Source organism: Streptomyces sp. S.PB5, from assembly GCF_030403745.1.
Classification (GTDB): Bacteria; Actinomycetota; Actinomycetes; order Streptomycetales; family Streptomycetaceae; genus Streptomyces.
Genome location: NZ_JAQMWP010000022.1, coordinates 53,893 through 80,886, shown reverse-complemented (window position 1 = coordinate 80,886; position 26,994 = coordinate 53,893). Strand labels below are relative to the sequence as shown.

The window sequence follows — 26,994 nt, the reverse complement described above, 5'->3', positions numbered from 1 at the left end:
CTCACCCGGAGATCTTGATCGTGGCGCTGGAGAAGGTGGGGAGTTGGAGGCTGACGTCCGTCGTGCTCTCCGGCGGGGACGGGAACTGCATGAAGACGGGGAGCTCCTCGCCTGCCTTGAGGATCGAGAAGCCTGTTGTCGTCAGCGGGCGGCCGTCCGTGTCGCGTAGAACGTAGTAGCGCTTCTTCCCCTTGGAGTCGACGAGGGTGGCTCCGCCGAGCGACCTGCCGTGTGCGATGACCTCGGTTTCGTCGCCGCGCACCCCGGACGGCACCGTGACCGACTTGGCGCTGTCGTTCTTCAACGTGCCGTTGACCGTGACGAATCCGCCCGCGTCGCGCTCGGCGGTGGTGATCTGGAGGATCAGGCCGCTCGTGCCCTTCAGTTCCGCTTGGGGCTCGTCCGACTCGCCCTCCTGAGGGCTCGGGTCGGAGCCTCCGTCCCCTCCCTTGGAAGCAGACGCCGTCGTCTCCGGCTTCTTGTCGTCGTCGCCGCCCCCGCCGCAGCCGGCCACACCGACGGCCAGTCCGGCCGCGACGGCCAGCGCGACGATTCCCCTGCGGGCCTTCGCAGTGAACCGAATGCTCATGCGTCTGCTTCCTTCGTCACTCGTCGTTCGCTTGTCAGTCGGCCAGATGGACTTCGAACAGGTCCTGGGGCTCGGGCAGACCGGTGAGGTCGTCCGGGTCCAGATCCCAGTTCCTGCCGTCCTCGCAGGTGAGGCTCGGCAGTACGTCGTCCCCCGCGTCATCGGCAGGGAGTTCGAACGTACACAGGGGTTCGATCTCGGCGGTGGCGGATGCCGTCGATCGCTTATCCGCGGTGCCGGGGATGACGGACTCCCCCACGGTCCTGTTGGTCCTGACCTCGACCTTGTAGACGAGTGGCTCCGGGTTGTCGCATCCCAGAAGTTCGGCGTCGTTCTGCGCCGCGAGCTCTCCCGCACGCCCGCACGAGGGCTCCAGGCCCGCCGCATTGCCGTCGAAGATGTCCTGCCACTTGGTCGGGTCGAGGACGCCCTCCACCCACTTGCCCGCCAGTTGGTCCCGCCGGTCCTGCGCCGCCGCGAGGGCCGCCGCGTCGGCGGCCGTCTGGGCTCCGTTCCGGTTTGCCGCGGCCTGGCCGACCGCAAGGTACGCGAACGCGAGAAAGAGCAGGCCCCCCACCACAGTGATGTAGATGGGGAACGCCTGCCCTGAGTCTCGGTATGCGCCTCTGCGCATCAACCCGTGATGTTGCCGATCTGCGTGGTGATCGCGTCGGCAATCTGGCCGCCGAAGTCCGTGCCGAGAAGGACCAGGATGATCGCGACGACCACCGCAATGATCCCCAGATATTCCACGGCCGTCTGGCCCCTGTCGTCCCGCGCGACCCGAGCCTTGAGGTACGAGACGGTGGTGTTGGCCCAGTTGCTCATGGTGTTCCTCTCCGCTGTCCGTGGTGCGGGGAGCGTACGGCGGAACAGCCCTCCCGGCCCAGGGTCCCAGGGCCCAATTCCGGGCCCAAAGCGGAATCCGCGCCCGCGTCTTCCCCTCAGCCCTCATCTCAGCCGTCTTCTCGGCCCTCATCTCAACTCACCCCGAGCCATTTCGCCGCGGCCTCCGCGCGGCTGGTGCTGTGGAGCTTGGCGAAGATGCGGTTGATGTGGTTCTTGACCGTCTTCTCGCTGATGAAGCAGGTGGCGGCGATCTGCTGGTTGGTCATGCCCGATGCGATGAGGTCCATGATCTCCGCCTCCCTCGTGCTGAGTTGGAACCGCGACTTGTCAGACTGTCCCACATCTGATTGCAGTTGCGAAAGTGCTTTGACGAAACTCAGTCCAGACTTGGGACTTTGCTGCAAATTTTCGTGTGCAGTCGCACTTGGTTGAATCGGGGTCGTGACCAGGGCGTCCGCCGCCGTGGGCGTGAAGTGGGCTTTGCCGTTCCCGATGTCCCGTACGGCGTCGACCAGTTGGTCCGCCGTGAACTCGCCGTGGACCAGATAGCCGCCGGCGCCCCGGCGCAGGGCCTCGTGGACGATCTCCGCCTCCCGGCTGTAGGTGAGCATCACCACCGGGGCGATGCGGACCAGGTGTGGGAGGGCCGAGATGCCGTCCACGCCCGGCATGCGGACGTCCAGGAGGATCACGTCGGGGCGGTGGACGCGTGCTGCCTCGTAGGCCTGGCGGCCGTCGGCGGCCTCCGCCACGACCGTGATGTCCTCGCGGCCGGAGAGGAGGGCGGTGAGGCCGGCGCGTACGACGGGGTTGTCGTCCGCCACCACGACGCGCAGGGTGCCCGGTCGGGCCGCGGGTGGCGGGAAGCCGTCGAAGGGGTCGGGTGGCTGCGCGGGGCCGGGGTGGGGAACGGTCTGGTCCGGCATCGGGCGGCCTCCTCTCGTGGGGTGGGGGACGGGGGTGGCGTACGTCATGTGTCGGTGAGGGCCGCCAGCGGCAGTTCCAGCCGGACCTCCGTGCCCTTGGCGTGGACCCCGCGGCCGATGCGGATGCGGGCGCCGACCGAGGCGGCCCTCTCGACCATGCCGACCAGGCCGAAGTGGCCGGTGCGGCGGAGGTTTTCGAGGCTGGTGCCGGGGGCCAGGCCGCAGCCGTCGTCGTGGACGCTCAGGAGCAGCAGGTCGCCCTGGACACCGGCGCTCACGTCCACGTGGTCCGCGGTCGCGTGGCGGTGGGCGTTCTCCATCGCTTCCGAGGCGATCGTGAGGAGTTGACGGGCCACGGCGGGCGGGACCGGGGGGAGCGTGGTGTGCTCGCCGGTGGGACGGTAGGTGGCGGGCAGACCGGTGCGGGTGCTGAAGTCGCGGGTGCGGGCCGCCAGTTCCCCCAGTACGTCCGTGCCGTGCGAGGGGTCGGATTCACGGCGCAGGTCGGTGAGGAGCTCCCTGGACTCGGCGGCGGCCCGGCGGGCCGAGCGGGCCACCAGTTCCGCCTGCTCCCTGATCAGCTTCGGGTCGTCGGTGCGGTGAGCCGAGTTCGCCAGGCCCTCCGCCGCGAGCGCGACGCCGTACAGCGTCTTGGCGACCGAGTCGTGCATCTCGCGGGCCAGGCGGGCGCGTTCGGCGGCGACCGCCTCCGTGGCGGCCAGGCGGGCCTTCACCGAGGTCAGGGCCTGGGTCGCCGCGCCGAAGCGGAACATCAGGTTGCGCAGGGTCACTCCCATGGCGCCCGTGACGACACACAGGCCCGGCAGGAGCAGCGCCTCGGCGACCGTGGGGTGCAGGTCCTTCGAGGCGGCGTAGACCGTGACGAGGATCAGGCCCTGGAGGGAGGCGAAGCAGCCCGCGCCGCGCCAGCCGTAGACGAGGCCTGCGAGGAGGGGGGTGCAGACGCTGACGTACGCCAGCGTGGTGTCCGGGCCCGCCGAGATCAGGAGCAGGGCGCCGAAGAGGGTGTCCACGGCGAGGAGGGTGGGGTGGCGCAGGAGGAGGGGGCCGAAGCGCTCCCAGTCCCGGAAGAGGACGTACGAGGTCATGAAGGTGACCAGGACGGCCGCGGCGACCAGGCGGGCTCCCAGGCCGGGGGCGGCGTTGAGGAGGGCGGCGGGGGAGGCCAGGGCGATCATCGCCAGGCGGAAGCCGAAGACCTGACGGCACATGGCCTGGAGGGCGTTGAGCTGGATGGGGAGGGCGGGGGTGGGGGTGGGGGTGGGGGTGGTGCTTGCGTCGTCCGGTGCCGATTGGCGTACCTTCGGGGTTTCCCCACCGTCCGCGACCGAGCTGTCGGCTACCGCGCCTCCCCGCATACGGATTCCCGGGAGCGGCTTCGTCATCGCCATCGCTGTCCTCCCCGACTCTCGCCCATCTCTCCCCGCCCTTACCAGCCCGTCTCCGCGCCCGTACTTGCCCCTCTCCCCGCCCCTGCTCGCCCCTCTCCCCGCCCCTACTCGCCCGTGATCGAACCGAAGTCCGTCCCCGAGCCCAGGATCAGGCCCGCGCCGAGGAGCAGCATCGTGGCCGGGACCATGAACGTGGTGATCATCATGGTGGCCTTGGGTACCGCGCGGGCCGCCTTGCGGCGGGCGTTCTGGGCGTCCGTGCGGCGCATGTCCTTGGCGAGGGCGATCAGGGTGTCGACGATCGGGGCGCCCAGCTCCTCGCCCTGCTGCAACGCCGTCACGAACATGGCCACCTGCTCGGAGTCGTTGCGACGCCGCAGCTCCGCGAAGGCCTGGCGGCGGCTCATGCCGAGGTCCATCTGGCGCAGGGTGATGTGGAGTTCGTCCGCCCAGGGACCCTCGTACTTGGAGGCGACCCGGTCCAGTGCCTGACGGAAGCCGAGGCCCGCGCTGACCACGACCGCCAGTACGTCGAGGAAGTCCGGCAGCGTCCGCTCGATCACGTCCCTGCGGATCCGGATCGCCGACCAGATGCCGACCTCCGTCCAGAACGCGGCGAACGCGAAGAGCAGCAGGGCGACGACGAAGCTGCCCCGCATCAGGAACAGCAGGCCGCCGAAACCGCCCAGGAAGCCGTACACCGCCCTCCGCGCCGCGTAACGGTCGATCGTCAGACCGCCCGGGTTGCCCGCGAGGTCGATCTTGCGGCGGTACTTGGCCACCTGCTTGGGGCCCATCAGGCGCAGGACCGCGGGCGCGTAGCGCATGCCCAGGCGGTCGATCACCGAGTCGACGGCGCTCGTGCGCGTGGACCCGATCTCCAGGGCCAGAGCCAAGTCTCCCGGCAGCTTGGCGTCCGCCCGGTACAGCCGGATGCCCGCGAAGATGCCCCAGACGGCGATGCCCATCGCCAGGGCGAGCAGATACTCCATGTCCCAGGCCCCCTCAGACGTCGATCCGGGACAGGCGGCGGATCAGGATGAACCCCACCGCATAGAGTCCGAACGCGATGATCACCGCCGCCTGGCCGAACGGGGAGCCCGTCATACGGTCCAGGGCGCCCTCCTTCACGCTGTTCATCAGCAGCAGCGAGCCGATGCCGAGGACGGGGACGGCGTACGAGGTCATGTTGACCTGGGAGAGCTGGGTGCGGACCTCTCGCCTGGTCTCCTTCCTCTCCTCCAGCGTCTCCGTCAGGTTCCGCAGGGCGCCGACCACCTGGCCGCCCGCGCGGTTCGACAGCACCAGCGTCGTGACGAGTACGACCAGTTCGCGGGACGGCAGGCGCTCCGCCATTTCGTCCAGCGCCTCGTCCAGCGAGGCGCCCAGGGCCAGTTGGTTGGTGACCTTGCCCAACTCCTCGCCCGCCGGGGCCTCCAGTTCCTCCGCCGCCATGCCGATCGCCGTGCGCAGGGCCAGGCCCGCCTGGGTCGCGTTCGCCAAGATCCGCGAAAGCTCCGGGAGTTGGTTGATGAACTTCTCGATGCGCTTCTGGCGCTGCCAGTTGAGGAACTGCAGCGCCGCCCAGATGCCCAGCAGCCCGGCGATCGGGCCGAAGAACGGGGCCAGGGCGGCCTGGCCGATCAGCCACAGGCCGGCCGCCGTGGACATCATGTAGACGAAGAACTCGCCCGGTGTGATGTCCAAGCCTGTCGCTGCGAGGCGGAGTTCGAGTTTCCGGCCCGGTTTGGTGGCGCGCAGCCGGCGGTCCAGTTTCGGGAAGCGGCGTCGGCGGACGCCCTGCGGTATCTGGCCGGTCGCGGAGAGCCGGTCGACGAGGGCCTGGCGCTGGGCCTTGCCCATGGCGTACGCGTGCAGGCCCGCCACGGCCAGGCCGCAGGTCAGCAGGGTGATGCCCGTGGTGAGGGTGATCAGGGAGTCGAGTTCCATGGGGGCACCTACCTGGCTTCTCGGGTCGTCAGCTCGAGCACGGACTGGGCCACGCCGAAGGCCTGGGGGATCGGCTGGCCGGCCATGTAGAGGCGGTCGGCGGTACGGCGTGGCATCGGGTAGAGGTCGAACTGGCCGTAGACCCTGCCGTCCGCCGCCATCGGCTGGGCGTTGAAGCGGGCCACCGTGGCCAGGCGGTAGGGCTCGCCGCCGTGGCTGTCCAGGATCGCGATCTCGGTGATCCGGCGGGCTCCGTCCGGGAACCGGGTCAGCTGGATGAGGACGTCGACGGCGCTGTTGATCTGGTCGTGCAGTGCCTCGAAGGGGACTCCGACCTCGGACATCGATGCCAGGGTCTTCAGCCGCATCAGGGCGTCCTCGGTGCTGTTGGCGTGGACCGTGGCGAGGGAGCCGTCGTGGCCCGTCGACATCGCCTGGAGCATGTCGAGGGACTCGCCGCCCCGGACCTCACCGACCACGATCCGGTCGGGGCGCATACGCAGGGAGTTGCGGACCAGGTCGCGGATGGTCACCCGGCCCTTGCCCTCGACGTTGGGGGGACGGGACTCCAGGCGGATCACATGCGCCTGCTGGAGCTGGAGTTCGGCCGAGTCCTCGATGGTGATGATGCGCTCGTGCTCCGGGATCAGGCCGGAGAGGGCGTTGAGCAGTGTGGTCTTCCCGGTGCCCGTCGCGCCCGAGACGATGATGTTGAACTTCGCCTGCACCAACCCCGCGAGCAGGTACAGCATGTGCTCGTCGAGCGAGCCGAAGCCGATCATCTCCTGGAGGGTGAAGGAGCGCGGGAAGCGGCGGATGGTCAGGGTCGCGCCCGTGAGCGACAGGGGCGGGATGATGACGTTCACCCGCTCACCGGACGGCAGTCGTGCGTCGACCATCGGATTCGACTCGTCCACCCGCCGGTTGACCGTCGACACGATCCGCTCGATGGTCTGCATCAGCTGGTCGTGGGAGGGGAAGCGGAGCGGCAACTGCTCGACGCGGCCGCCGCGTTCGACGAAGATCGCGTCCGGGCCGTTGACCATGATCTCGGTGATCGACGCGTCTTCGAGGAGCGGTTCCAGGATGCCGAGGCCGAGTGCCTCGTCGACGACCCTGCGGATCAGCTGAGAGCGCTCGACCGTCGACAGGACCGGGCCCTCGCGGCTGATGATGTGCCCGAGCACCCGCTCCAGACGGGCCCTGCGCTCGGCCGCCGCCAGCGAGCTCATCTCCGCGAGGTCGATCTCCTCCAGGAGCTTGGCGCGGTAGGAGGCGACGAGATGCCCGTCCTCGCCCCGGCTGCCGTTCTCCTCGGGGGTGCTGATGCGTGCGCGCAGGCTCATGGTCGTACCTCGTTCAGTGGTCGAGCGGCATGGTGGCGGTCTTGTTGGCGTCCCCGAAGTCCCAGCCCGGGACGATGGAGGGGATGTCGACGGTGGCGGTGACCGTGACCGAGTCGCCGCCCACCGCCGCGGAACAGGCGACGGACAGCCAGTCGCTGATCGCGGTCGTGCAGCCTTCCTGCGCGCTGTTGTCGAGCGAGGCCGCCCGCGCCCCCGCCCTGGCCGCCGTACCGGCCTGCTGGGCGGCGTAGGCGATCAGCCCGACCTGTACGCCGGCCAGTGCGACGAGGAGCAGGATCGGGATGAACCCGAGGTACTCGATGGCCACTTGGCCGCGGTCGCGGACTTTCGAGTCGTACGACATCTCAGTCCTTCTCCTCCTGGACCGCCCCCGCGTGGCCCTCGACGGTGAACGGGAAGCCGATCGCGCCGGGGAAGAGAACAGGCACTCTCAGGGTCACATCGGCCGTGACGTAGTCGCCGTCCGCCTGACAGTCCACCTCGGCGTCCCCCTGCCACGCACCCGGCAGATCCTCCCTGCCCGCCGCTTCGCACGCGGCCTGTCCCTCGGACGCCGTTCCCGCCCGTACCGCCTCGTCCGCAGCATTCCCCGCCAGCGTGAAGGTGTATCCCACCAGCACGAACTGCCACACCAGCACCAGCGTCAGGATGATCAGCGGGGTCATGCCGAGGAACTCGATGGTGACCTGGCCCGCGTCCCGGCGCCTTCTCATGGCCCGAGCTCCTTGCGGCGGCGAAAGCCCAGCCCGGTCTTCTGTGTCCCTTCGACCGTCTTGACCAGGCCGAGCTCCCCCGCGAGCCCCCACAGGGCCTGCTTCACCGCGCTCCTGCTGTCCAGCTCATGGACCCGGCCGGCGTCCACCACCCCTTGCAGTTCCTTGAAGTTGGCGGGGATCGCGACCCTCGCCACGGCCGTGCCGGTGATCTTCTGGATGAGGGGCGGCTGGATCTCGGTGCCCTTGGTGTGCCGGTTGACGACCACGGTGGTCTCCTCGGCCTTGCGGATCTGGAGCCGGTCCCACATGCGTACGGCCCGTTTGGCGCCGCGGACCGCGATCACGTCCGGGGTGGTGACCAGCAGGGCCGTGTCGGCCATCTCGACCGCCGCCGCGCCCGCGCCACCTATCTGGGCGCCGCAGTCGATGACCACGACCTCGTAGCGGGAGCGCAGGGCGCTGACGATCTGGCGGGCGGCGCGGTCGGTGACCTCCTCGCCGCGTTCGCCCTCGCCGGGGGCCAGCAGAAGGGCGACGCCGGTGTCATGGCGGAAGACGGCGTCGGCCAGGACGCGCGGGGAGATGTCGGTGATGGTGGCGAGGTCGGCCACCGAGCGCCTGAACTGGACGTCCAGGAAGGAGGCGATGTCCCCGGTCTGCAGGTCGAGGTCGACCAGTACGGTGCTGCGGCCCGACGCCTGGGCGGCCAGGGCGAGTTGGATGGCGGTCAGGGTCGTGCCCACTCCGCCCTTAGAGCCGCTGACCGTGACGACGGTGCCGCCGACTCCGGTGAACACATCGACGGCGGCGCCCAGATGGCGTCGTACGCCGACCGACCACTGGGCGACCGCCTGGACCCGGACGGCCAGTTCCTCGTAGCTCAGCGGGAGGGCGACGAGTCCGCGGGCGCCGTAGTCCATGGCGGCCTGGAAGAGGCCGGGGCTTGCGTCGGAGGTGACGAGGATGACACCGACCGCGGGGAAGCGCAGGGCGACCTCGCGGATGAGTTCCAGCGCCGGGACCGGGCCGATGCGTTCGTGGACGACCACGACCTCGGGGAGTTCGTCGACCGACTCGGCGGCGAGACGGGCGAGGGTGTCGATGAGCTGGGTGGAGTCGACGACCGGGGCGACCGGCTCGGCGTCCGGGAGCTGGCTGAGGAGCGTGGTGATGGAGCGGACGGCGTCCGCGTCGCCTACGGCCGGGAGGATCCTCGTGGGCATGCGGCTCACTTGTCCTTCGTGAGTTCGTACGTACGGTCCTGGTCGGGGACCGGAGCGGGATCGCCGGGGGCCACCAGGGCGAGGCGGACCCGCTCGGCGAACGACTCGGCGTAGGTGAGGCGCTGGGCGTCGAGGGTGGAGAGGGCGAAGGTGATGGGGACGGCCTCGGTGGTCCGCCGGTTGCGGTCGCTCTCGTCGGGTTCGAGCGAGGTGAGCCTGCCGACGTCGAGGACTTTCGCGTTGGTCACGATGATCTTGGACTGGGCGGGAGCACCCTCCCGCTCGCCCTCGAAGGTGGCGTACACGTTGACCGTGGAGCCCGGCGTGATCTTGCCGGCCACTCCGGTCGCCGCGTCGATCATGATGGCGACCTCCTGCTGCCCGGGCTGCAGAGCCGGCTGCGCCACGATCATGTCGCTCTGCAGCAAAGAGCCCTTCTTGAGGGTCGTCACCGCGATCTTGCCCTCGATGTCCCGGAGGTCGGTGACCGCCGTGGAGGACAGCCAGCGCTCGGGCATCTCGGTCTTCTCGAACTGGCCCGCGCTGAGTGCCGTGTAGGGCTCGATGTCGCCCTTGAGGCGGTACGCGGTGACCTCGGGGCCGACCTTGGACTTCACGTCGTTGATGACGGAGAGGACGCCGGCGAAGGCCGCGAGGGCGCAGACGACCGACAGGATCAGGAGTATCACGCCGCGGCGCTGACGGGAGTTCATGGACCGTGCAACCTCATTGGGGGATTAGGTCGACAGGGCTCACCCGGCGGTGAGTTGATTCTGCGGATACTGCTTCCGGGACTGGTTCTGGGCCTGGGTCTGGTTCTGGGCCTGGTGCTGGTTCTCGGTGAGCGGTGAAGTGGCGGAACAGAACACGCAGCGGTCGCCGATGACGTCGATGCCGCACCAGTGGCAGGAACTCTGCCGGACCGACGTGACCAGCTGGTAAAGCACCGAGAGGTCGGGCAGGAAGGAACAGAACTCGACGAGCTTCGGGGTGCCCCACCAGGGTGCCGACTCGGCGGGCAGGGTGGTCTCGCGCAGTCCCTGGACGTTCCAGGCCGGGGCGAGGGTCGTGGTGACCCAGTCGGACTGGAACTGCTGCCCCTTGGCGACGAGCATGGACGTACGGAACTCGGGCCCGCCCAGGGCCGCTTCGGGGCCGATGCGGACGAGCTGCGGTTCGGGATGGGCGATCACACCGAACTGACTTCCCGGAACCCATGACTTGGCATGCGACTTGAGGCCCACGGGCACGCGGTCGAGCTTGGTGACGGAGCCGAGGACGGCGCCGGCGTGGATGTAGTGGGTGAGGAGCCGGCCGGCGGACGCGAGGACACCCGGGCTGAGGTCGCAGGACGCCAGCTGCCGCAACTGGCGGGCGAGGACGGCGAGTCCGAGCGGCGGCAGATCCGGACGGAACAGGGCGATACGGTCGCTCTCCAGGAGCGACCGTACGGTGTGCAGGCGCCGCTCGACCGCCTTCGGCACCGCCTGGGAGCAGACGACGATCACATGCCCGTACTGCTCGACGAGCCCGTGGATGCGGCCCAGCGAGCGCTCCAGCGGTTCCCTGTCGAGGTCCTTGAGCACGGCCGCGGGCACGGTCCGCTCGTCCTGCGGCGGCAGCGCCATGTCGGCACCGGTCACGGCGATGGCAGTTGGCACGCGCAGCTCCCCACTCCCCATGCCCGCCGGCCCGACCGGCGTTACTCCGGCACACCCAGTCGACTTCACTGCGTGACTATGTGAGCACTCTAACCACGGGCATGTGACCGGAGAACAGCGTTTCTTCAGCTGACGACAACTGTTATTGCGCAAGGTTCCCCAAAATAGGGCGGATTGCATATGCCGATGAGTCATGAAGGACTCGTGAAGGTGACCGCGGAGATGGTCGAGATGGTCTGGACCTATTGACGGACGGGATTGGTCTGAACCAATCTCATTGTCATGGCCATACTCAGACGACGCTCGTCTCGCTTCTGGTCGGCAGCGGTACTCGCCGCCCTCGCCCTCGGCGCCTCCGGCACCCATCCGGCCGCCGCCGCGGACATCAACAACGCCAAGAACGCCGGCTTCGAGTCCGGCCTGACCAACTGGACCTGCACGGCGGGCAGCGGTACGACCGTGTCGTCGCCGGTGCACGGGGGCGCGGCCGCGCTGAAGGCGACGCCGGCCGGGCAGGACAACGCGAAGTGCACCCAGACGGTGGCGGTCAGACCCGGTTCGACGTACACGCTGAGCGCATGGGTGCAGGGCGGCTACTCGTATCTGGGCGTCACCGGCACCGGCACCACGGACGTCTCGACCTGGACCCCCGACTCCTCGTCCTGGAAGCAGCTGACGACGACCTTCACCACGGGCGCCTCGACGACCTCGGTGACGGTCTACACGCACGGCTGGTACGGACAGGCGGCGTACTTCGCGGACGACGTGTCGGTGTACGGCCCGGACGGCGGCGGTGGCACCGACCCCGAACCGACGGTCCCGGCGACCCCGAGCGGTCTCGCCGTCTCGGGTACGAGCTCCTCCTCCGTCTCCCTCGCCTGGAACACGGTCTCCGGCGCCACGGGCTACAACGTCTACCGCAACGGTACGAAGGTGACGGCGGTGACGGGGACGTCGGCGACGGTGACCGGGCTCGCCGCCTCCACGTCGTACTCCTTCCAGGTCACCGCGACGAACTCGGCGGGTGAGTCGGCCAGGTCGACGGCGGTCACCGGCACGACGACCACGATCCCGACCGGACCGGCCCTGCCCAAGCACGCCGTCACCGGCTACTGGCAGAACTTCAACAACGGGGCCACCGTCCAGAGGATCTCCGGCGTCCAGTCCCAGTACGACATCATCGCGGTGGCCTTCGCCGATGCGACGACGACTCCGGGTGCGGTGACGTTCAACCTGGACTCGGCCGGGCTCGGGGGCTACACGGTCGACCAGTTCAAGGCGGACATCGCGGCGAAGAAGGCGGCCGGGAAGAAGGTGATCGTCTCCGTCGGCGGTGAGCGCGGCACGGTGACGGTCAACGACTCGACGTCGGCGGCGAACTTCGCGAACTCGGTGTACTCGCTGATGCAGACGTACGGCTTCGACGGTGTCGACATCGACCTGGAGAACGGCCTCAACGCGACCTACATGACCCAGGCGTTGCGGTCCCTGTCGGCGAAGGCGGGCTCGTCGCTGATCATCACGATGGCCCCGCAGACCATCGACATGCAGTCGACGTCCAACTCCTACTTCCAGACGGCCCTGAACATCAAGGACATCCTGACCGTCGTCAACATGCAGTACTACAACAGCGGTTCGATGCTGGGCTGCGACGGCAAGGTCTACTCACAGGGGTCGGTGGACTTCCTGACCGCGCTGGCCTGCATCCAACTGGAGGGCGGCCTCGCACCGTCCCAGGTGGGCCTCGGGCTGCCGGCCTCGACGAGCGGGGCGGGCAGCGGGTATGTGTCCCCGACAGTCGTGAACAACGCGCTCGACTGTCTCACCAAGGGCACCAACTGCGGCTCCTTCAAGCCCTCGAAGACCTATCCCGACCTGCGGGGCGCGATGACCTGGTCGACGAACTGGGACGCGTCGGCCGGGAACGCCTGGTCCAACGCGGTGGGTCCGCACGTGCACGGGCTGCCGTAGCCGGTCTCCGCGCAAGGGTCCTGACGCAGGGTTCCTGGCGGAGGGGGCCCAACAGAGGGGGCCCGGCAGAGAGGCCCTAACGGGCGGTGACCTCTTCCTCGTGGCCGCGGCGATGGCGGGCCCGGCGGCCGCTGCCGAACCGGGCGGCCAGCCGTTCCGCGGCCACGAGGACGAGGGCTCCGAGGGCACCGCCCAGGGAGTTGAGGGTGAAGTCATCGATATCGGCGACTCACCCGCCCCCGCGCGCATCTGCGTCAGCTCGATCAGGAAGCTGACTCCTGCCGGCCCGGCCGGACGGTGATGGTCCCGTCGGCACCACCGGCGCCGTACCGCCGGTCTAGCCCATCGGACGGTAGTGGCCCAGCACCGCCGCCAGCCCCGCGAACCACTCCCGCAGGCGCTCCCGTGGCTTCGCCTCCACCACGCACTCGTAGAACTGGCCGTCGAGATGGACCACCGCCACCATCAGCGCCTTGCCGTTGGGGCTCGCCTTGTAGTGGACGCGGCGGATCTCCGGCCAGTCGAACTCGGCCTCCACCCCGTTGATCTCCAGGGTCACGCCCGAGACGTCCACGGTCACCGAGCTGCGCCGGTCGACGGCCAGGAACTCCGGGCCTACGGGGACGGGCGGCGGGGGCATCTGCGGGGGCGGGCCGAAGCCCTGGGGCGGCTGGTGGTGCGGCGGGTGCGTCATCTTGAGTCTTCCGGTGCGGCGGACCTGGGCTCGGGTGCCTACGGCAACCTATCCGCACGATCCCCGGAACGTCGTGTGAAACATTTCCAGGGGGCCACCGCATCAATGAAGTGAGAGCGCGAAGTGAGCGCGCCCACCAGCAGGGGGAACACATGAGACAGGTCCTTGCGGACCAGTACGCGGAGTTCGCGGCGGCGCGCGCGGGGCATCTGTACCGCTCCGCGTGCCTGCTCACCGCCGGGGACACGCATCTCGCCGAGGATCTGGTGCAGGAGACCCTGGGCCGGCTGTACATCAGCTGGCACCGGGTGACCCGGGTCGGCAACCCCGCCGGGTACGCGCAGACCGTCCTCACCCGGACCTTCCTCGCCCATCAGCGGCGGCGCAGCAGCAAGGAGCGGGCCACCGACTCCTTCCCGGAGCGGGCGTACGCCGGACACGGCGACGTACCGCTGCGGCTGACGCTCCTGGAGGCGCTGGCCCGGCTGCCCGCGAAGGACCGGGCGGTGGTCGTCCTGCGCTACTGGGAGGACCGCTCGATCGAGGAGACCGCGGACGCGATGCACGCCAGCTCCGCCGCGGTCCGCACGCGCTGCACCCGGGCGCTCGGGCGGCTGCGGGAGCTGCTCGGCGAGGACCTCGGCGAGTACGCCCGCTTCTGACGGCCCGGATGAACGGCCCTCCCGTCCCTACGACTTCATATTTCACTCGGACCTCGCGAAACGGTGGTTTGCCATGCCCGTACAACAGCACAGCGATCCCTTCGAGGATCGTGTCGCCGCCGAGCTGCGCGCCGCGGGCGGGACCTTCGACGCCGACCTGACCTCGCTCACCTCCGCGGGCCTGACGCGAGGGCGGCGGCTGCGGCTGCGGCGCCGGGCGGCCATCGCGGGCGGGGCGGCCTCGCTCGCGCTCGTGGGGGTGGGCGGGACCCTGCTGCTGCCGGGCGGGGGTGCGGATGCGGAGCAGGCCACGGTGGGGACGAGCGCCACGGCGAGCGCCTCACCGTCGGTGCCGCCCGTGTCCGCCCAGGAGATGATCGGCACGCTCAAGGAGCTGCTCGGGTACGGCAAGTTCAGCCAGGAGAGCAGTCGCGGCACGGCGGACCAGCTGGGTCCGTTCGCGACGCTCGTCTGGGACGACGGGGACGGGGCCTCGCTCGTCTCCCTGGGCCTGGACCGGGTGGAGCCCGGCAGCGACCAGGCCCGGCAGTGGACCGAGTGCCCGGACAAGGCGATCACTCCGCACGACCGCTGCACGTCGAACCGGCTCGACGACGGCTCGGTGCTGACGATCCTGCAGGGCTACGAGTATCCCGACAAGCGCGAGCCCACCAAGCGCTGGGTCGCCGACCTGGTCACCCCGAGGGGGCAGCATGTCTCGGTGTCGGAGTGGAACTCCGCGGCCGAGAAGGGCGGTTCGATCACCCGCCCGGAACCACCGCTGGACGCGGCCGAGTTGAAGAAGCTGGTGACCGCGCCGGCGTGGCTGAAGGCGATCGACGCGATCCCCGCGGAGCCCGATCCCACCGCGGCTCCGACGGAGACCTTCACCCCCGTCACCGACATCCGCAAGACCCTCGTCGACCTCCTCCCCGACGGGGCGGAGCCGGTCGCGCGGGGCGGCGACGCGTCCGGGTGGGGCTATGTCGTGGTCGACGACGGCAAGGGCCGGAGCATGGTCGAGATCAATGTGCAGCCGGACATGGGGGACCTCCTCGGCGAGGGCCTCTTCGAGGGCGCCGAGCAGGTCGGCGACGGCACGATGCTCATCGAGCGCCGGGACTCCGGTGACAAGGACGTGCCGGGCGCGGTCCGGTGGACCGTCGACACGGTGCGGATCAACGGTCTGCGGATCTCGGTCAGCGCCATGAACGCCGCCGGGCCGCACGACGCCCCGAGCCGCGCGAAGCCCGCCCTGACGATGGAGCAGCTCCGGGAGATCGCGCTCAGCGACAAGTGGGCGCCGACCCGGCAGCAGTTGCACGGGAGTTAGAAGAAGGAGCTAGAAGAACTCCGACCAGGGCTGGTCCCAGATCTGCTTCACGCACAGCACCAGGAACAGCAGCCCGGCGATCGCCAGCATCGCGTTGCTGACCGGTCCGTTGCGCCATTCGCGGGGCGTGCGTGAGGAGTTGAGGAGCCACATCAGGGTGCCGGCGAGGAAGGGGAGGAAGGCCGCGCCCAGGACGCCGTAGAGGATGATCAGACGGAAGGGCTGGCCCTGGAAGAGCAGGACGATGGGCGGGAAGGTCAGCCAGAGCAGGTACGCGCGGAAGGGCCAGGAGCGTTCGCGCGCACCGGAGGCGACCTCCTCGCCCTTCCCCTGTCCCTCACCGCGGAAGCGGGCGACGAAGTCGGCGAACATCAGGCTCACGCCGTGCCAGACGCCGATGAGGGAGGTGAACGAGGTGGCGAAGAAGCCGATGAGGAAGAACTTGGCGGTCGCCGAGCCGTACTCGTCCTCCAGGATGTCGCCGAGCTGGATGAGTCCCTTGTCGCCGGAGGCGATGGCGATGTTCGCGGAGTGCAGCAGTTCGGCGCCGACGAAGAGCATGGAGATGACGAAGACGCCGGTGGTGGCGTAGGCGACGCGGTTGTCGAGCCGCATGACCTTCATCCAGCCCGTGTCGGTCCAGCCCTTCGCGTTGACCCAATAGCCGTACGCGGCCAGGGTGATGGTGCCGCCGACGCCGCCGATGAGGCCGAGGGTGTTGAGGATGGAGTCCTTCTCGTCGGGGAGGACGGGGAGCAGGCCGGCGAAGGCGTCGCCGAGGTTCGGGGTGACGCGGATCGCGAGGTAGACCGTCACGACGAACATGACGCCCACCAGGACCGTCATGACCTTCTCGAAGATCTCGTACCGGTTGAACCAGACGAAGACCAGCCCGGACAGACCGCAGGCGATGGCCCACCACTTGAGGTCCATCACGTCCGGGAACAGCGCCTGCAGCGGGAGCGCGCTCGACGACATCGCGGCCGCGCCGTAGACGAAGCCCCAGATCACGACGTACGCGACGAAGAACCATGAGGTCCAGCGGCCGAGGCTGGCCCAGCCGTCGAAGAGGGTGCGGCCGGTGGAAAGGTGCCAGCGGCCGGCGGCCTCGGCGAGGGAGATCTTGACGAGGCAGCCGATGACGGCGGCCCACAGGAGGGTGTAGCCGAAGTTGCTGCCGGCGACGAGCGTGGCGACGAGGTCGCCGGCGCCGACGCCGGTGGCCGCGACGACGATGCCGGGGCCGATGTATGTCCAACTGGACTTGCGGGGTTGGGGGTTGCCGGATGTTGCCTGGGTGTCCGTGGGGTTGCCCGTGGTGTCCGCCATGAAGGTCAAGGAACATCAAAGAGACCGGGTGGACAAGGGGGCGTGCAGAAGATCCACCTCAAGGGACGCGGGGCGCGCTCGGCCCTCGCCGCTACCCGCAGCCCGAGGACCGCCCCCGGCGGCAGGACGAACCGCCCCCCGCCAAGGCCGCGCAGCCACACGTGCCGAGCTCGAACCAGACGGTCTTGCCGGGCCCGTCCTGATGGCAGCCCCAGCGCCGGGCGAGCGCGTCCACCAGGAACATCCCGCGGCCGCTCTCCGAGGTGCCCGCCTCCAGCACCTGGGGGGTTCGCCGGCCGACATCGGCGACCTCGCAGCGCAGTACGCCGTGCGAGGCGATCAGGGTGAGCCGGAAGCGGCTCGCGGTGGGGGTACCTCCCACGTCATTCGGACTGTGGGAGTGCAGCAGGGCGTTGGTGGCCAGTTCGCTGACGAGCAGCTCGGCGGTGTCCACCAGGTCCTCCTGGTCCGCGAGCCCCCAGCCCTCCAGCTGCCGGCGGACGGCGGCGCGGGCCTCGCGGACGGCGTCGGGGCGGGGGGCGTACTCGACGCTCAGATGGCCTGCCCCCAAAGGGGGTTGGGGGTAAGCGGCGTACCGAGGATCGGGGTCCGGGAGGCGTCCCCCGGAGAGTTGCAGCATGGCGTCAGGATGTCCGTCCCGCAGGTCCGGCGCACGGGGAGGAATACCCGATTTCCTACCTGTGTACGCCAGTTCGGGGGTACGCGGGTACGAGCTCGGCGCCCGCGGCCCGCCGGGTTCCGGCCATGGCTCCTTTGTCGACTCTTGACCTGCTCATGCCATGAGTGGACGATGAGCGCCACACCCGCACCTGTGAGTCACCTGTATCCCCACTTACTCCAGCCCCGGAGATCCCGGAACCCCTGGAGAAACTAGGAGACTTCATGCGACTTCGCATACGAGGTTCAGGCACCCGCGGCAGACGCACCGCCGCGTTCGCCGCCCTGCTCGCCCTCGCCCTCGCGGCACCCCTCGCCCCGGGCGCGAGCGCCGACAGCAGCACCGAGGCGGCTCCAGCGGCGGACGACATCCGCCAGTACGAGGTCCACACGCACGCGACCGTCAAGGAACGCTCGGCCCTCCAGCAGGCCGGCGTGGCGATCGACGAGGTGGACGAGCACGGTGTCGTGATCTCCGGCCGTGCCGACCAGATCAGGAAACTGCGCGCGCAGGGCTACGAGATCACCGCGCTCGGCGCGGTCCCCGACCGCTCCTCCGCCGCGGACTCCGAGCTGGGCATCCTCGACTTCCCCTCGGCCGACTCGCGGTACCACAACTACGCGGAGATGACGAGCGAGATCAACACGGTCGTCGCCGCCAACTCCTCGATCGCGAGCACGCGCGTGATCGGTACGTCGTACCAGGGCCGGAACATCGTCGCCATCAAGATCAGCGACAACGTGGGCACGGACGAGTCCGAACCGGAGGTCCTCTTCACCCACCACCAGCACGCCCGTGAGCACCTCACGGTCGAGATGGCGCTGTACCTCCTCAACGAGCTGACCTCGGACTACGGCACCGACTCCCGGGTGACCAACCTGGTCAACAGCCGCGAGATCTGGATCATCCCGGACCTCAACCCCGACGGCGGCGAGTACGACATCGCGAGCGGCTCCTACCGCTCGTGGCGCAAGAACCGCCAGCCCAACTCCGGTTCCTCGTACGTCGGTACGGACCTCAACCGGAACTGGAACTACCGGTGGGGATGCTGCGGCGGCTCCTCCGGCTCGACGTCCTCGGAGACCTACCGCGGCACGGCGGCCGAGTCGGCACCCGAGGTCAAGGTCGTGGCGAACTTCGTCCGCAGCCGGGTCGTCGGCGGCGTCCAGCAGATCAAGGCCGGCATCGACTTCCACACCTACAGCGAGCTGGTGCTGTGGCCGTTCGGCTACACGACCGCCGACACCACGACGGGCATGACGGCCGACGACCGCAACGCCTTCGCGACGGTCGGCCAGAAGATGGCCGCGAGCAACGGCTACACCCCGGAACAGTCCAGCGACCTGTACATCACCGACGGGTCGATCGACGACTGGCTGTGGGGCAACCAGAAGATCTTCGGCTACACCTTCGAGATGTACCCGTCGTCCAGCGCCGGGGGCGGTTTCTACCCGCCCGACGAGGTGATCGCGCGGGAGACCTCGCGCAACCGGGACGCGGTGCTGCAGCTGCTGGAGAACGCGGACTGTATGTACCGGTCCATCGGCAAGGAAGCGCAGTACTGCTAGCAGGGGTGGAAAGGCTGTCGGGGAGCTGCGGACCGGTGGTGGCCGGTCACGCAGTTCCCCGCGCCTCTAGGGGGACTGCCCCTAAGGGGACTGCCCCTAAGGGGAACTACTCGTCCTCAGTTTCTTCGCCGGTGTCCTCGTCCTCGAAGTAGGCGTCGAGTACGGCGTCCAGCTGCTCGTCCCACTCCTGGAAGCGCGCCCGTGACGTGGCCTCGATCTCGATCGGGTACCAGCGGCGGTCGGGCGTATGCACGGTGACCGTGTACCGCTTCCCGAACCGCGGCGACTCGGTCTCGACCGCCCCGATCTCGTCCCAGCGGAACTCACACCGCTCCTCGTCGAGGCTCAGGCGCACGCCCTTAGCGTCGGCGACGATCTTCGCGCGGCGGTCGGAGGCCTCGAAGACGGGGCCGTCGGCCGCCGCGTCCTCTTCTTCCTCCTCTTCCTCCGCCGCCGGCCCGCCGGAAGCGGCCTCTCTGTCGGAGGCGGCATCCTCCTTCACGAGGGACGCCTTCTCCCGGGACTCCTCGTCGCCCTCGGACTCGACGTCCTTGGTCTCGGCGTCCTCGGGCTCGCCGGACACGGGCGAGGTCAGCCCGGGGATGAAGGCCGGGTCGAATCCGGCGCCCTCCAGGGGCTTGCTGCTCGAACCTATGCGCTGCTCCACAGCCCGAAGTATGGCCGACGAAGCTGTGCCATGGGGCGCCGGGGTCAAACCCGTGAGGCTTCTGTGCCGTATGCGGCGGAAGACCCGTGGCGCCCGGCCGGCTAGACGAACAGGCTCAGTACCGCCGCCGCCACGAAGCCCACCACCGACAGGACCGTCTCCAGGACCGTCCAGGTCTTCAGGGTGTCGCGCTCGCTGATGCCGAAGTACTTCGCGACCATCCAGAAGCCTCCGTCGTTGACGTGGGAGGCGAAGATCGAGCCTGCCGAGATGGCCATGATGACGAGGGCGACGAAGGCCTGGGAGTGGTCTCCCTCGGAGAGGAGGGGGGCCACGATGCCGGCCGTCGTCACGATGGCGACCGTCGCCGAGCCCTGGGCGACCCGCAGGACGACCGAGATCAGGTACGAGAGGACGATGATCGGGAGACCCACGTCGTTGAAGGTGTCCGAGAGGGCCTGGGCGACGCCGCTGGCCTTGAGGACGGCGCCGAAGACACCGCCCGCGCCGACCACCAGGAGGATGTTGCCGACCGGCTTCAGCGAGGCCGTCGAGACCGTCTCCAGCGACTTGCGGGACCAGCCGCGCCGGATGCCCAGCAGGTAGTACGCGAGGAGCAGGGCGATCGTCAGGGCCACGAACGGGCTGCCGAAGAACTCGATCACGGAGCGGGCGGTGGAGGGGTCCAGGGCGATCGAGGAGAAGGTCGCGGCGAGGATCAGGATCAGCGGGGTGCCGATGATGCCGAGGACCGTGCCCAGCGGCACCGGGGTCTCGCGGGGTTCCACGCCCTGCTCGCGCTGCTCGCCCAGCACCGCGAGCTTCGCCTCCGCCGCGGCCTCCACCATGTCCTGCGGTACGGCGACGAAGATCCGGCGGCCGATCCACGCCGAGAACGCCCACGCCGCCAGGACGGCCGGGATTCCGCAGACCACGCCCATGAGGATGACCCAGCCGAGGTCCACCTTCAGCAGACCCGCCGCGGCCACCGGGCCGGGGTGCGGGGGCAGGAAGGCGTGGGTCATCGACAGGCCGGCGAGCAGCGGGAGGCAGTAGAGGAGGATCGACTTGCCGCTGCGCTTGGCCGCCGCGTAGACGATGGGGGCCAGGACGAAGATGCCCACGTCGAAGAAGACCGGGATGCCGAAGATGAGGCCGGTCAGGCCCATGGCGAGGGGTGCCCTCCTCTCCCCGAAGAGGTTGAGGAGACGGGACGCCAACACCTCGGCCCCGCCACTGACTTCGAGGATCGCGCCGAGCATCGTGCCGAGGCCGATGATGATCGCCACATGGCCGAGGATGCCGCCCATGCCGGACTCGATGGTCGAGACGGCGTCGGAGCGCTGGACCGTGCCGAAGAGCTCCGTGACCGACAGGCCGGCGAGGAGGCCGACGGCTATGGAGACGGCCAGGAGGGCCACGAAGGGCTGGAGTCTGGCCTTGATGATGAGGAAGAGGAGGAGGGCGATACCGATGGCGGCGACCGTGAGGAGGCCTGCGGTGCCGTCCACGAGGAGGAGCAGACCGCCGGTGTGCGGGGGTGTCTCGGTGGCGGGGGTTGCGGCGAGCGGTTGGGACATGGGGGTCCTCTGCGTAGGTACATGAAGCTTTCGGGCAGGGGGGATCGCGGCATGGCCGCCCGGTGGGGGCGCTCGGCGGGGGCCATGCCGGTCGGTTACGGCGTGCGGGAGTTTCGGTTACGGCGTGCGGGAGTTGAGGGAGAGGCGTCGGCTCAGCCGAGTACGGCCAGCGCGTCGATCTCGATGAGGAGTCCGGCGGGGAGGCCGACGTAGACCGTCGTGCGGGCGGCCGGGGGCGCGGTGAGGCCCTGCTCCTCGAAGTAGGTGTTGTAGATCTCGTTCATCTCGGCGAAGTGGTCCACGTCGGTCAGGTAGACGCGGATCATCATCACGTCGTCCCAGCTCGCGCCGCCCTCCTCCAGGATCGCCTTGACGTTGGCGAGGGTCTGGAGGGTCTGCTCGCGCAGGGTGGGACCTGCGGGCGTGGGCGGCTTGCCCTCCTCCGCCGGGAGGAAGCCGACCTGGCCGGCGACCTGGAGGATGTTGCCCTTGCGCACGCCGTGGGAGAACTTCGCGGGCGGAGTGGTGTGAGTTTTGGGAGTGAGGGCGATCTTCTCGGTCATGGGGTGACTTCCTTGACGGGGGTTCTTCCTGAGTACTCGCTGCTGATCGTGTCCGCGGTGCGGCGGACCAGCGGGAGGAGGGTGAGGAGTTCGTCGACGGTCACCACGACGTTGGGGGCCGAGACCGACATCGCGGCGACGACCTTGCCGTCCGCGCCGCGGATCGGTGCGGCGACGCAGTTGATGGACTCCTCGTGGCCACCGAGGTCGGTGGCCCAGCCCTGTTCGCGTACGCGCTCCAACTCCTTGAGGAAGGCGGGGGCGTTGGGGGTCGAACGGGACGTGTACATGGGGTAGTCGAGCTTGTCGGCGAGGGCGCGGCGCTCGGACTCGTGGAGATCGGCGAGGAGCAGCTTGGCCACGGCCGCGACGGTGATGGCGACGGGTTTCCCGATACGGGAGTACATGCGGACCGGGTAACGGCTCTCGACCTTGTCGATGTAGAGGACCTCGTCCTCCTCGTACACGGCGAGGTGGACGGTGTGGCCGCACTGCTCGTTGAGGCGTACCAGGTGGGGGTGGGCGATCTCCCGGATGTCCAGGTTCTCCATCGCCTCCTGGGCGAGGGCGATGAGCCGGGCGCCGAGGCGGTAGCGCTGGTCGGACTGGCGGTAGACCATGCCGTGTTCGTGGAGCGTACGGAGGAGGCGGAGCGCGGTGGACTTGTGCACGCCGAGGCGGTCGGCGACCTGTCCGAGGTCTGCGGGGCCTTCTGCGAGCAGCGGCAGGATGCTGAGTGCTCGGTCGACGGTCTGACTCATGGGGTGCGTACCTCCTCCGGGGCCTGCGCGGCTTGCGTCCAGCCGGGGCCGAGTCGAAGTGTCTCCCAGGTGGCGTCGTCGAGGGCGGCGAGGTGGTCGGTGGTGTCGCGGGTGGGGGGTGCGGCCAGGTCGCCGGGGGTGGTGAGGGTGGCGGCGGCGTGGAGGTGGGCGTGGCGGAGGCGGGTCTTGAGGGGGAGGCCTCGGAGGGTGGCGGAGAGGAATCCGGCGGCGAAGGCGTCTCCGGCGCCGGTGGTTGCTACGACGTCGACGTGGAGGGCGGGCACGAAGGTGACGGTGTCGTGCGCGAACGGCGGAGTCGGCTCGGTCGGTTCCGAGGCGCTCGGGGTGGGGGCTGAGGCCGGGTCGGCATCGCTGACCCGCGCTGGCGGGGTGCCTCCCCCGGAGGGGGGACCCCCAGCGCCCGCCCGTGCCGCCCCAGGCGGCACGACTGCCCGCAGGCTGGGCGGGCTGGGCTGGTTCGAAGCGCCGACCGGCTGGGCGGGCGCCGGCCCGGGCTCCTCGGCTGCCGGCAGGCTAAGCCGGCTTGGCGGGTTTGCAGGGGTGCCGACCGGCTGGGCGGGCGCCGGTCCAGGCTCCTCGGCTGCCCGCAGGCCGGGCAAGTCGTTCGACTCCGGGTCGGTGACCGGCTCAAGGGGCGCGGGGAACTGCGCGCTCAGCCCCCGCTCCGCCGCGGATGACACGAATGCTGTGGCGCCCCTTCCCCCTTGCTTGACCACCAACACGCCCGGTTCCGGGAGCAGTTCGCGGATCGCTGACGGGCCGCCGGTCACGCCCCAGGCCTGCTCCGCCTCGTCCTCGCCCACGAACACCAGGTCCGCCCGGCGGGCCAGGTCCAGCACCACGCCCGCGCCGCCCGCGTCCCTCCACAGGTCGGGACGGTGGTTCACGTCGAAGGAGATCAGGGGACGGCACTCGCCCGGAGACGTCAGCTCCTGGAGCAGGGCCAGGCAGTCGGTCGACAGTGCCGCCGTGATTCCCGTCAGGTGCAGGATCCGGGCCGCGCGCACCGCGCCCAGGTCCACGTTGGCGACGCTCATCGCCGATGCCGCCGAGCCGGCCCGGTAGTAGGCGACCTCGTGCGCGTCCGTGCCCCGCTCCCCCGCCGTACGGAAGTACACGCCCGTCGGACGCGCCGCGTCGCGTCGTACCGACGTCACGTCCACGCCGTACGAGCCGATCGCCTCGACCAGGTGGTCCCCGAATCCGTCCGCCCCGACCCGGCTCACCCACCGAACCGCGTGGCCGGCGGCAGCCAGCCCGCACGCCACGTTCGACTCCGCACCGCCGATCCCCCGTTCGAACGAGGGCACATCGGCGAGCCGCCCGGGGCGGGTGGGGAGGAACGTGACCATGGACTCGCCGAGCGCGACGACATCCACGACGTTCACGACGTCGACAACGTCCACGGCGTCCACGGCGTCGGGGGCATTCACGATGGACGCAGCTCCTTGTCATCTCGGGTGCCAGGATGTTAGACAGCGGTAAGCGATATACGCAATGGACGTTGCACACAGTGCAATAACCCTGATCAGGGAGGCCCCGTGTCCCCGCTCGACCGCCTCGCAGAGGAGCTCGTCGACCACCGCTTCAAGGGCCTCCCCCCGGACGCCGACGGCCTCACCGTCCGCGAACTGGCCGCCCAGCGCCGCAACCTCTTCACCGGCGGCTTCGCGACCCCCGTCCTCGCCCTCTCCGCCGAGCGCCTCCAGCACAACCTGGAGCTCATGGAGACGTACTCCGTCCGCCACGGCCTCGCCTTCGCCCCGCACGGCAAGACCTCCATGGCCCCGCAGCTCTTCCAGCGGCAGATCGACCACGGCGCGTGGGGCATCACCCTCGCCGTCCCCCACCAGGTACGCGTCGCCCGCGCCTTCGGCGTCCAGCGCGTCTTCCTCGCCAACGAACTCGTCGACCCGGCCGCGCTGAAGTGGATCTCCGCCCAGCTCGACACCGACCCCGGCTTCCGTCTCGTCTGCTACGTCGACTCCGTACCCGGCGTCCGCCTCATGGACGCGGCGCTGCGCGACGCCGGCGCCGCCCGCCCCCTCGACGTCGTCGTCGAACTCGCCGCCGGCGACGGTGCCCGCACCGGCGTCCGGACCGAGGCCGAGTGCGCCGCCGTCGCCGACGCCGTGGCCGCCGCGCCGGCCCTGCGGCTCGTCGGTGTCGCCGGGTACGAGGGAGAGGTCCCGCAGGCGAACCCCGAGCGCGTCCACGCCTGGCTGCGCCGGCTCGTCTCCCTCGCCGTCGAGTTCGACAAGGCCGGGCGGTTCGGGAAGACCGACGAGATCGTCGTCAGCGCCGGCGGCAGCGCCTGGTTCGACGCCGTCGCCGACGTCTTCGCCGAGATCCCCGAACTCTCCTGCCCGGTACTGAAGTTGCTGCGCTCCGGTGCGTACGTCTCGCACGACGACGGCCACTACCGCAAGATCACCCCCTTCAACCGGGTCCCCGAAGAGGGCGCCCTGGAACCGGCGTTCCGGCTGTGGGCCCAGGTCGTCTCCCGCCCCTCCCCCGAGCAGGCCTTCGTCAACGCGGGCAAGCGGGACGCGGCGTACGACCTCGGTCTGCCGCTGGCCCAGGTCGTACGCCGGGACGGCGTCGAGCGTCCGGCCACCGGTATCTCCGTCACCGCCCTCTCCGACCAGCACGCGTGGCTGCACACCGGCCCCGAGGCCGATCTGCAGGTCGGCGACTGGCTCGGCATGGGGCTGTCCCACCCGTGCACGTCCTTCGACAAGTGGCCGCTGATCCCGGTGGCCGAGGCGGACGGCACGGTCGTCGACTACATCCGCACCTACTTCTGATACATCGCCTACTTCTCCTGCTTCTCATCCCGAGGGGGCGCACAGCCATGGAAGAGCTCGTCATCCGGGACGCGGACGTCGTCGACGGCAGCGGTGAGCCGTCCTACCGCGCCGATGTCGTCGTCGACCGCGGCCGGATCGTCTCGATCGTCAAGGAGGCCGCCGACGCCGGCTGTCAACGTCCCGAGGCCCGGCGCGAGTTGGACGCCGAGGGGCTGGTCCTCTCCCCCGGCTTCATCGACATGCACGCCCACAGCGACCTCGCCCTCCTCCGCGACCCCGACCACAGCGCCAAGGCCGCACAGGGGGTCACCCTCGAAGTCCTGGGCCAGGACGGGCTGTCGTACGCCCCCGTCGACGACCGCACCCTGGCCGAGGTCCGCCGCGCCATCACCGGCTGGAACGGCCACGGCGACGACATCGACTTCGACTGGCGGTCCGTGGGCGAGTACCTGGACCGCCTGGACCACGGTTTCGAAGGCCTGGGCGTCGCCGTCAACGCGGCCTATCTGATCCCGCAGGGGACCGTGCGGATGCTCGCCGTGGGGTGGGAGGACCGGGAGGCGACTTCCCAGGAGCTCGACCGGATGCGGCAGTTGGTCGCGGAGGGGATGGAGCAGGGCGCGGTCGGGATGTCGTCGGGGCTCACCTACACCCCCGGCATGTACGCCAAGGACGCCGAACTGACCGAGCTGTGCAGGGTCGTCGCCCGGTACGACGGCTACTACTGCCCCCACCACCGCTCGTACGGGGCGGGGGCTCTTGAGGCGTACGAGGAGATGGTGGCCCTCACCCGGGAGGCGGGCTGCTCGCTCCATCTCGCCCACGCCACCATGAACTTCGGCGTGAACAAGGGCCGGGCTCCGGAGCTGCTGACGCTGCTCGACGAGGCCCTGGCAGCAGGCGCCGACATCAGCCTCGACACCTACCCCTACACCCCGGGCTGCACCACGCTCATGGCGATGCTGCCGAGTTGGGCGAGCGAGGGCGGACCGGAGGAGATCCTCAGGAGGCTGGCGGACGACGAGACCGCCGAGCGGATCCGGCACCACCTCGAAGTCATCGGTTCGGACGGCTGCCACGGGGTGCCGATGGAGTGGGACACGATCGAGATCTCCGGCGTCACGGACCCTTCGCTGGCGGAGTACGTGGGCCGCCGCCTGGACAGTTGGGCGACCGCCCGTCATCTGCTCCTCGCCGACCGGCTGGCCCCGTCGATCCTCCAGCACGTCGGCCACGAGGAGAACGTCCGCACGATCATGCGGCATCCCGTCCACACCGGCGGCTCCGACGGCATCCTCCAGGGCGCCAAGCCGCACCCGCGGGCGTACGGCACCTTCCCCCACTATCTCGGCCGCTATGTGCGGGAGTTGGGCATCCTCTCCCTGGAGGAGTGCGTCGCCCACCTCACCTCTCGCCCGGCGGCCCGACTGCGCCTGCCGGACCGGGGGCTGATCCGCGAGGGGTACCGGGCCGACCTGGTCCTGTTCGATCCGCGGACGGTGGCGGCGGGTTCGACGTACGACAACCCCCGGACGCTTCCGACGGGTGTCCCGCATGTGCTGGTCGACGGCCGGTTCGTCATCGAGGACGGCCGGCGGACGGACGTACTGGCGGGGCGGGCGGTCCGTCGTAGTCCCGTACGACGGAACGCCACCCGGTGATC

Annotated in this window: 28 protein-coding genes; 7 read left to right on the top strand and 21 right to left on the bottom strand. The window is 69.9% G+C overall.

Annotation, left to right across the window (positions count from 1 at the left end; translation table 11 throughout):
• Position 1 precedes the first annotated feature (1 nt).
• The 13 genes from PH203_RS41055 to PH203_RS40995 all read right to left on the bottom strand — a co-directional run bounded on the left by PH203_RS41055 (position 2) and on the right by PH203_RS40995 (position 10,714).
• A complete protein-coding gene (locus tag PH203_RS41055) occupies positions 2-589 on the bottom strand; it encodes a hypothetical protein (RefSeq protein WP_289927121.1) in 588 nt (195 codons plus the stop codon).
• A gap of 34 nt (positions 590-623) precedes the next feature.
• A complete protein-coding gene (locus PH203_RS41050; protein WP_289927120.1) occupies positions 624-1,223 on the bottom strand; it encodes a pilus assembly protein TadG-related protein in 600 nt (199 codons plus the stop codon).
• A complete protein-coding gene (locus PH203_RS41045) occupies positions 1,223-1,417 on the bottom strand; it encodes a hypothetical protein (protein WP_289927119.1) in 195 nt (64 codons plus the stop codon). Before PH203_RS41045 ends, PH203_RS41050 begins: the two co-directional genes overlap by 1 nt.
• Positions 1,418-1,569: 152 nt before the next feature.
• Positions 1,570-2,364 (bottom strand): response regulator transcription factor, encoded by a 795-nt coding sequence (locus tag PH203_RS41040; RefSeq protein ID WP_289927118.1) that lies wholly within the window; start codon positions 2,362-2,364, stop codon positions 1,570-1,572.
• A gap of 44 nt (positions 2,365-2,408) precedes the next feature.
• Positions 2,409-3,776: a histidine kinase gene (locus tag PH203_RS41035; RefSeq protein ID WP_354671303.1), complete on the bottom strand. Its 1,368-nt coding sequence runs from the start codon at positions 3,774-3,776 to the stop codon at positions 2,409-2,411.
• Positions 3,777-3,880: 104 nt separating this feature from the next.
• Positions 3,881-4,768 (bottom strand): DUF5936 domain-containing protein, encoded by an 888-nt coding sequence (locus PH203_RS41030; protein ID WP_289927116.1) that lies wholly within the window; start codon positions 4,766-4,768, stop codon positions 3,881-3,883.
• A 13-nt stretch (positions 4,769-4,781) separates the two neighbouring features.
• Positions 4,782-5,726, bottom strand: a complete 945-nt coding sequence (locus PH203_RS41025; protein ID WP_289927113.1) for a type II secretion system F family protein — start codon at positions 5,724-5,726, stop codon at positions 4,782-4,784.
• 8 nt (positions 5,727-5,734) lie between these two features.
• Positions 5,735-7,072: a CpaF family protein gene (locus tag PH203_RS41020; RefSeq protein WP_289927111.1), complete on the bottom strand. Its 1,338-nt coding sequence runs from the start codon at positions 7,070-7,072 to the stop codon at positions 5,735-5,737.
• A gap of 13 nt (positions 7,073-7,085) precedes the next feature.
• Entirely contained in the window at positions 7,086-7,436 is a 351-nt protein-coding gene (locus PH203_RS41015) for a TadE/TadG family type IV pilus assembly protein (RefSeq protein WP_289927110.1), read from the bottom strand.
• A gap of 1 nt (position 7,437) precedes the next feature.
• On the bottom strand, positions 7,438-7,806 hold the full coding sequence (locus PH203_RS41010; RefSeq protein WP_289927108.1) for a pilus assembly protein: 369 nt from the start codon (positions 7,804-7,806) through the stop codon (positions 7,438-7,440).
• Positions 7,803-9,032, bottom strand: coding sequence for an AAA family ATPase (locus PH203_RS41005; protein ID WP_289927107.1), 1,230 nt, complete (start codon positions 9,030-9,032; stop codon positions 7,803-7,805). The genes PH203_RS41010 and PH203_RS41005 overlap by 4 nt, the downstream gene beginning before the upstream one ends.
• Positions 9,033-9,037: 5 nt before the next feature.
• Positions 9,038-9,745: a Flp pilus assembly protein CpaB gene (gene cpaB, locus PH203_RS41000; protein WP_289927106.1), complete on the bottom strand. Its 708-nt coding sequence runs from the start codon at positions 9,743-9,745 to the stop codon at positions 9,038-9,040.
• A gap of 39 nt (positions 9,746-9,784) precedes the next feature.
• On the bottom strand, positions 9,785-10,714 hold the full coding sequence (locus PH203_RS40995) for a hypothetical protein (protein WP_289927228.1): 930 nt from the start codon (positions 10,712-10,714) through the stop codon (positions 9,785-9,787).
• 261 nt (positions 10,715-10,975) lie between these two features.
• On the opposite strand from PH203_RS40995, the gene PH203_RS40990 reads away from it, so the two are divergent.
• Together PH203_RS40990 and PH203_RS40985 are read left to right on the top strand one after the other, a co-directional pair.
• Positions 10,976-12,664, top strand: coding sequence for a glycoside hydrolase family 18 protein (locus PH203_RS40990; protein ID WP_289927105.1), 1,689 nt, complete (start codon positions 10,976-10,978; stop codon positions 12,662-12,664).
• Between the two features lie 100 nt (positions 12,665-12,764).
• Complete coding sequence (locus PH203_RS40985) at positions 12,765-12,965, top strand: hypothetical protein (protein WP_289927104.1); 201 nt, start codon at positions 12,765-12,767, stop codon at positions 12,963-12,965.
• Positions 12,966-13,001: 36 nt separating this feature from the next.
• Here PH203_RS40985 and PH203_RS40980 read toward each other — a convergent pair whose 3' ends face one another.
• A complete protein-coding gene (locus PH203_RS40980; RefSeq protein WP_289927103.1) occupies positions 13,002-13,358 on the bottom strand; it encodes a hypothetical protein in 357 nt (118 codons plus the stop codon).
• A 152-nt stretch (positions 13,359-13,510) separates the two neighbouring features.
• On the opposite strand from PH203_RS40980, the gene PH203_RS40975 reads away from it, so the two are divergent.
• Positions 13,511-14,020 (top strand): SigE family RNA polymerase sigma factor, encoded by a 510-nt coding sequence (locus PH203_RS40975; RefSeq protein WP_289927102.1) that lies wholly within the window; start codon positions 13,511-13,513, stop codon positions 14,018-14,020.
• A 73-nt stretch (positions 14,021-14,093) separates the two neighbouring features.
• The gene (locus PH203_RS40970; protein WP_289927101.1) at positions 14,094-15,353 is read left to right on the top strand and encodes a hypothetical protein; all 1,260 of its coding nucleotides are present in this window, start codon (positions 14,094-14,096) and stop codon (positions 15,351-15,353) included.
• Positions 15,354-15,362: 9 nt separating this feature from the next.
• On the opposite strand, the gene PH203_RS40965 is transcribed toward PH203_RS40970, so the two are convergent.
• On the bottom strand, positions 15,363-16,682 hold the full coding sequence (locus PH203_RS40965) for an Nramp family divalent metal transporter (protein ID WP_289927100.1): 1,320 nt from the start codon (positions 16,680-16,682) through the stop codon (positions 15,363-15,365).
• A gap of 91 nt (positions 16,683-16,773) precedes the next feature.
• On the bottom strand, positions 16,774-17,322 hold the full coding sequence (locus tag PH203_RS40960) for an ATP-binding protein (protein ID WP_289927099.1): 549 nt from the start codon (positions 17,320-17,322) through the stop codon (positions 16,774-16,776).
• A gap of 263 nt (positions 17,323-17,585) precedes the next feature.
• Here PH203_RS40960 and PH203_RS40955 point away from each other — a divergent pair, with 263 nt between their 5' ends.
• Entirely contained in the window at positions 17,586-18,929 is a 1,344-nt protein-coding gene (locus PH203_RS40955) for a M14 family metallopeptidase (protein ID WP_289927098.1), read from the top strand.
• A gap of 106 nt (positions 18,930-19,035) precedes the next feature.
• On the opposite strand, the gene PH203_RS40950 is transcribed toward PH203_RS40955, so the two are convergent.
• The 5 genes from PH203_RS40950 to PH203_RS40930 form a co-directional block, all read right to left on the bottom strand.
• The gene (locus tag PH203_RS40950) at positions 19,036-19,596 is read right to left on the bottom strand and encodes a hypothetical protein (RefSeq protein WP_289927097.1); all 561 of its coding nucleotides are present in this window, start codon (positions 19,594-19,596) and stop codon (positions 19,036-19,038) included.
• A 101-nt stretch (positions 19,597-19,697) separates the two neighbouring features.
• Positions 19,698-21,176: a gluconate:H+ symporter gene (locus PH203_RS40945; protein ID WP_289927096.1), complete on the bottom strand. Its 1,479-nt coding sequence runs from the start codon at positions 21,174-21,176 to the stop codon at positions 19,698-19,700.
• Between the two features lie 152 nt (positions 21,177-21,328).
• The gene (locus PH203_RS40940; protein WP_289927095.1) at positions 21,329-21,739 is read right to left on the bottom strand and encodes a RidA family protein; all 411 of its coding nucleotides are present in this window, start codon (positions 21,737-21,739) and stop codon (positions 21,329-21,331) included.
• The gene (locus PH203_RS40935) at positions 21,736-22,500 is read right to left on the bottom strand and encodes an IclR family transcriptional regulator (RefSeq protein WP_289927094.1); all 765 of its coding nucleotides are present in this window, start codon (positions 22,498-22,500) and stop codon (positions 21,736-21,738) included. The genes PH203_RS40940 and PH203_RS40935 overlap by 4 nt, the downstream gene beginning before the upstream one ends.
• On the bottom strand, positions 22,497-23,954 hold the full coding sequence (locus PH203_RS40930) for a PfkB family carbohydrate kinase (protein WP_289927093.1): 1,458 nt from the start codon (positions 23,952-23,954) through the stop codon (positions 22,497-22,499). The genes PH203_RS40935 and PH203_RS40930 overlap by 4 nt, the downstream gene beginning before the upstream one ends.
• A gap of 108 nt (positions 23,955-24,062) precedes the next feature.
• Here PH203_RS40930 and PH203_RS40925 point away from each other — a divergent pair, with 108 nt between their 5' ends.
• Together PH203_RS40925 and PH203_RS40920 are read left to right on the top strand one after the other, a co-directional pair.
• A complete protein-coding gene (locus PH203_RS40925; RefSeq protein WP_289927092.1) occupies positions 24,063-25,328 on the top strand; it encodes an amino acid deaminase in 1,266 nt (421 codons plus the stop codon).
• A 47-nt stretch (positions 25,329-25,375) separates the two neighbouring features.
• The gene (locus PH203_RS40920; RefSeq protein WP_289927091.1) at positions 25,376-26,992 is read left to right on the top strand and encodes a D-aminoacylase; all 1,617 of its coding nucleotides are present in this window, start codon (positions 25,376-25,378) and stop codon (positions 26,990-26,992) included.
• Positions 26,993-26,994: the final 2 nt, after the last annotated feature.